This is a genomic window from Novosphingobium sp. B-7, from assembly GCF_000410615.1.
Lineage (GTDB): Bacteria > Pseudomonadota > Alphaproteobacteria > Sphingomonadales > Sphingomonadaceae > Novosphingobium > Novosphingobium capsulatum.
Map to the genome: position 1 here is coordinate 1 of NZ_APCQ01000273.1, position 4,525 is coordinate 4,525.

The following is a 4,525-nucleotide window of genomic DNA, read 5'->3' on the forward strand; positions in this document are numbered from 1 at the left end:
ATGGACGCGGGGATGTGGTTCTGCCGTGGCGGCCCAGGCCAGGAGGCCACCCTGCGCCTGGCACAGGCCCATGGCATAGGCCAGGACCTGGGCCGGCAGCACGGCGTCGTCGCCCGCGTTCCCAGGCAGCGAATCCGCCGGGTCATGGCGCGGCAGGGCGGGGCGCTGCCGCCCCTGGACGAACCAGGCGAGCAGCAGCGACAGCACGCCCAGCGTACTCAGCCGTCGCAGGAACTTGGTGGTATCGATCGGCACGCCGGCCCAATCGACCGCCAGCCCGGCCACGAGAAAACACAGCGCCAGCCCCACGGCTGCCAGCATGGCGTTGCGCCGGCTCCAGCGCGCCAGCGAGGTGAGCGTGAGGAACGCGTAGAACGTCATGAACGCGCTGAAGAAATCGAAGGTCACCGCCTCGGTTGCGGCGAGCCCGATCAGCATGGTCAGCGCATCGATGAAAAAGGCCAAGCCGCCGAGGCGAAATTCGAACCACCAGCTGCGCCAGGCGATGGCCAGCATGACCAGGGCAAAGACCAGATAGCCTTCGAACAGGAACGCCGGTTGCGTGCCGCCGAGCACGGCATGGGGCGGCGCGATCCACAGCCACAGCGTGAACAGGCACGCGATCAACGCCCGAATCGCGGCCAGGAACAGCCCGGAGCGCGAGCGCACGCCGGCGGCATTCATGCCATGGTGTGGTGATGTGGCCCCGGTCATGGCGGCCTCCATGCCACGATCGCTGCGCGGTTCAAAGCCGGTGGTCGGGGCGCGGCGTGAATGTGATGGTCTGTCACACAAGTGCAATTATCGATGGGTACTGGCCCCGTAACGAAAGATACAGACTCGTTGCGGAGGAGTGCACAGTGACTTACCCCAAGGCCGCCCTGGCCTCGTCGATGATGGTGCTTGCCTGGCTCAACGCCGGTGTGGCGCATGCTGCCGAAGCACCGGCCGCTGCGCCCGCAGCCGCGGAAGCCGCGCCCGATGCATCGGCCAGCGCCGATAGCGGTTCGCGCCTCTCTGAAATCGTGGTCACCGCGACCAAGCGCGAGACCAACCTGCAAAAGACCCCGGTGGCGATCTCGGTGGTGAGCGACCAGCTCATCAAGGACCGCCACGTGCAGAGCCTGATCGACCTCGCCGATGGCGGCGTACCGTCCTTGCGCGTCGCCACGTTCGAAGCGCGCCAGTCGGCGCTGACCGTGGGCATTCGCGGCATCGTGCCGTTCGACCAGAACCAGACCGCGCGCGACACTGGCGTGGGCGTCTATATCGACGGCGTCTATCTTGCCCGCTCGCAGGGCCTCAATGCCGCGCTGTTCGACGTGCAGCGCATCGAAGTGCTGAAAGGCCCGCAGGGCACGCTGTTTGGCCGCAACACCGAAGGCGGCGCGGTCAGCATCGTGACCAAGGACCCGACCGGCCAGTTCGACGGCCGCTTTTCGGCAGGCGTGGGCAATTTCGGCAGCCACACCGTGGAAGGCCACCTCGACCTGCCCGAATTCAACAACATCGCCATCAAGATCGACGGCGTGCAGCAGCACCAGGACCCCACGGTAAAGAACCCGCTGGCGGGCCAGGCCGGCTGGAACCAGTATGACCGCACCGGTGGGCGCATCTCGGCCAAGTGGACGCCGATGCCCGGTTTCTCGGCGATCGTTTCCTATGACAAGGCCAAGGACGAAAACACCCCGAACTACAGCCAGCTGATCACCTACAACCCGCAGGGGCGCACGGTTGGCCAGTACATCCAGAATCCCAATGGCAACGGCAAGTATATCCTGGTGGCGCCCGGCACCACCTCGGCATGCTCCTCGTGCATCGCGCCGCTTTCGTCACTGATGACGCCCACGGGTGACAACCGGGTCAAGGTGGCGCCGATCGGCGTGCCGCAGCAGCCCAGCGTCGATCGCACGCAAGGCACCTCGCTGCACCTCAACTATGACGTGGCGCCGCACATGCAGCTGCGCTCGATCACGGCATGGCGCACGGTTTCGACCGAGCAGTGGGACAACTCGGGCGGCGCCGCGCGCACGATCTTTGCCCCCAACACCGGCTTCTCGCGCTACAGCCTCTCGTACCTCAACCAGCGCCAGTTCAGCCAGGAACTCCAGCTCGTCGGCAGCCTGCCGCAGGTGGATTACGTGCTGGGCGCCTATTACTTCAACGAACGCGCCCAGGAACAGGCATCGACGCCCTCGTCCAACACCTGGAATGTCGATGGCACCGGCTATACCATCAACAGCGAAACCGTGGTTGGCCCCGTCACCTCGTCCAACCAGGGCTGGGCCATCGGGCAGCAGTTCCTGCAGCGCGCCAGCCAGGCCTTTGCCAAAAGCTATGCAGCGTTCGGCCAGGCGACGTTCACCCCCGATGCGCTGGGCGACAAGCTGCACCTGACCGTGGGCGGCCGCTACACCAACGACAAGCGCGATGGCACGCTCTATCTCGTGCAGGGCGCGGCGACCAACTATCAGTTCCACGAAAGCGTCAGCCGGTTCGATCCGCTGATCGTGGCGGCCTATGACCTGACCGATAACATCCACGCCTATGCCAAGTATTCGACCGGCTATCGCGCCGGTGGCGCCAACGACCGTTCGCAGACCTTTGCCGCGTTCGGCCCCGAAGCGGTCAAGGCCTATGAAATCGGCACCAAGATGGACCTGATGGACCACCGCGTGCGCCTGAACCTGGCGGGCTATATGATGGACCGCACCGGCACCCAGACCGATTTCGACAACGTCGATACGCGGCCCTATCTCGACAACGGCCAGCCCAACCCGACGTTCAACCTCCACACCGAGGAAACCCGCAACGCGCCGGGCACCTCGCGCATTCGCGGCGTGGAAGCAGACCTGACGGTGCAGGCAGCCGAGGGCCTGACGCTGAGCGCGTCTTACGCCTATACCTATACCCACGTTCCGGCGACGGCGAACCCGTTCCTCAACAACCAGCTGTACCAGGTCTATGTGGTCTATACGCCGGCCAATGCGGCGTCGGGCGCGATCGACTATGCCCTGCCGGTCAATGCCAATGGCAGCGAACTGCGCGTGCACCTCGATGCCAACTATGCCGATCCGCAGTACAGCTTCCAGAACGAATCGGTGAAGACCGACTCCAGCTTCGTTGTCAACGGCCGCATCGCGCTGGCCTCGGTGCCGCTCAATGGCAGCGCCAAGGCGACGTTCTCGGCCTGGAGCCGCAACCTGTTCAACACCACCTACATCTATCGCCGTTCGGGCGCCAACGATGCGGTGCTGGGCGATTATGGCAACTTCAACCCGCCCCGCACCTTTGGCGGCGAGATCGCCATCAGCTTCTGATCACAACGAAATTCCGAGCCCTCACTGGGCGGGCAGTTCCACCGTGGACTGCCCGCTTTTTTTTGCCCGTTTTCCAGCCCATTTGGGCAGAATCGCGCCAAATTCCGGCGGTGTCTTGCCGTGCGGGCGGTTTGCCCTATTTCGGAAGGTGCGATGAAACCGACCGATCTTTCCCAGCTCAAGGCCAATGCCGCGCACATGGCCGGCCGCCTCAAGGTGATGAGCCATCCCGAGCGGCTGCTGATGCTGTGCCGGATGGACGAGGGCGAGGTGAGCGTGACCGAACTGGTGGCGCTGACCGGGCTGTCGCAATCGGGCGTATCGCAGCACCTGGCGCTGCTGCGCGGCGAAGACGTGGTCAACGTGCGCAGCGAGGCGCAGGTGCGCTGGTACAGCCTGAAGGACCCGGTGGTTTCGGGCCTGATCCACGCGATGTGCGTGATGTGCGAAGCTGGCGCGATCAGCCAGCAACATTCTGCCCAGCAACATTCTGAATGAGAGACGACAGCCAGTTCAAGTTTGCGGCAGCGGCCGCGTCATAGCGTGTCTTCCGGGACGACAAGACCCGAGGTGGGAGACACAAGATGAAGACCATTCGCATTGCCGCCATCATGGCCGCCGCGCTGACCATTGGCGGCACGGCCGCGCAAACCGCCCAGGCCCAAGCCTGGGGCGGATATAACCAGGGCTATGGGGGGCAGGGCTATGGCGGCGGTTACGGGCGCGGCTATTACGGCGGCGATGGGGACCGGCAGGGCGGCCGCATGGCTTTCATCTGTTCGGGCCAGCGCGCCCATGGGCTGGAAGCGCGCCTGCGCCACGAGGTGGACGAAGGCGATATCGATCCGCGCCAGGCCGGCCGCATCCACGATGCGATCGACGATCTCGAAGGGCGCCAGCGCAACGAATGCGGCGAGGGAGACTGGCGCTCGGTCAACCGCATCGCCATGCGCTATGACCGCATCGAAGGCTGGATCAACGCCTCGGCCCATCAAGGCGGCGGCTGGGGCGGGCGTGGCTGGTAAGGTCAGCCGAGCGCAATGGCCTGTTGCGCCAGGCTGGCCATCGCCGGGCGATGGCTGACCAGCAGCAGGCCGGTGCCGGTCTGATCCAGCCAGGCGGCCAGGCGCTGGTGCAGCCGCGCCTCGGTCGCCAGGTCCAGCCCCTCGCTCGGCTCGTCGAGCACAAGCCAGGGCCGGCCTGAC

Annotated in this window: 3 protein-coding genes and 2 pseudogenes; 3 read left to right on the forward strand and 2 right to left on the reverse strand. The window is 65.4% G+C overall.

Going from position 1 to position 4,525, the window contains the following annotated elements:
- A pseudogene (locus H926_RS0103870) lies at window positions 1–714 on the reverse strand (histidine kinase); the annotation flags it as partial.
- Window positions 715–893: 179 nt separating this feature from the next.
- Here H926_RS0103870 and H926_RS0103875 point away from each other — a divergent pair.
- The 3 genes from H926_RS0103875 (at window position 894) to H926_RS34460 (ending at window position 4,345) form a co-directional block, all read left to right on the forward strand.
- Window positions 894–3,320 carry a TonB-dependent receptor gene (locus H926_RS0103875; protein WP_028657547.1) on the forward strand — a complete coding sequence of 809 codons (2,427 nt, stop codon included), beginning with the start codon at window positions 894–896 and terminating at the stop codon, window positions 3,318–3,320.
- Window positions 3,321–3,473: 153 nt separating this feature from the next.
- Window positions 3,474–3,818, forward strand: a complete 345-nt coding sequence (locus H926_RS0103880; protein ID WP_022675147.1) for a helix-turn-helix transcriptional regulator — start codon at window positions 3,474–3,476, stop codon at window positions 3,816–3,818.
- An 86-nt stretch (window positions 3,819–3,904) separates the two neighbouring features.
- Window positions 3,905–4,345 carry a hypothetical protein gene (locus H926_RS34460; protein WP_022675148.1) on the forward strand — a complete coding sequence of 147 codons (441 nt, stop codon included), beginning with the start codon at window positions 3,905–3,907 and terminating at the stop codon, window positions 4,343–4,345.
- A 2-nt stretch (window positions 4,346–4,347) separates the two neighbouring features.
- Here the strand turns inward: H926_RS34460 and H926_RS32225 are convergent.
- Window positions 4,348–4,525, reverse strand: a pseudogene (locus H926_RS32225) (ABC transporter ATP-binding protein); the annotation flags it as partial.

What these genes read in the sequence shown, in the direction of transcription:
- H926_RS0103875 (WP_028657547.1), top strand. Translation starts at nt 894, where the DNA reads ATGATGGTGCTTGCCTGGCTCAACGCCGGTGTGGCGCATGCTGCCGAA.
- H926_RS0103880 (WP_022675147.1), top strand. Translation starts at nt 3,474, where the DNA reads ATGAAACCGACCGATCTTTCCCAGCTCAAGGCCAATGCCGCGCACATG.
- H926_RS34460 (WP_022675148.1), top strand. Translation starts at nt 3,905, where the DNA reads ATGAAGACCATTCGCATTGCCGCCATCATGGCCGCCGCGCTGACCATT.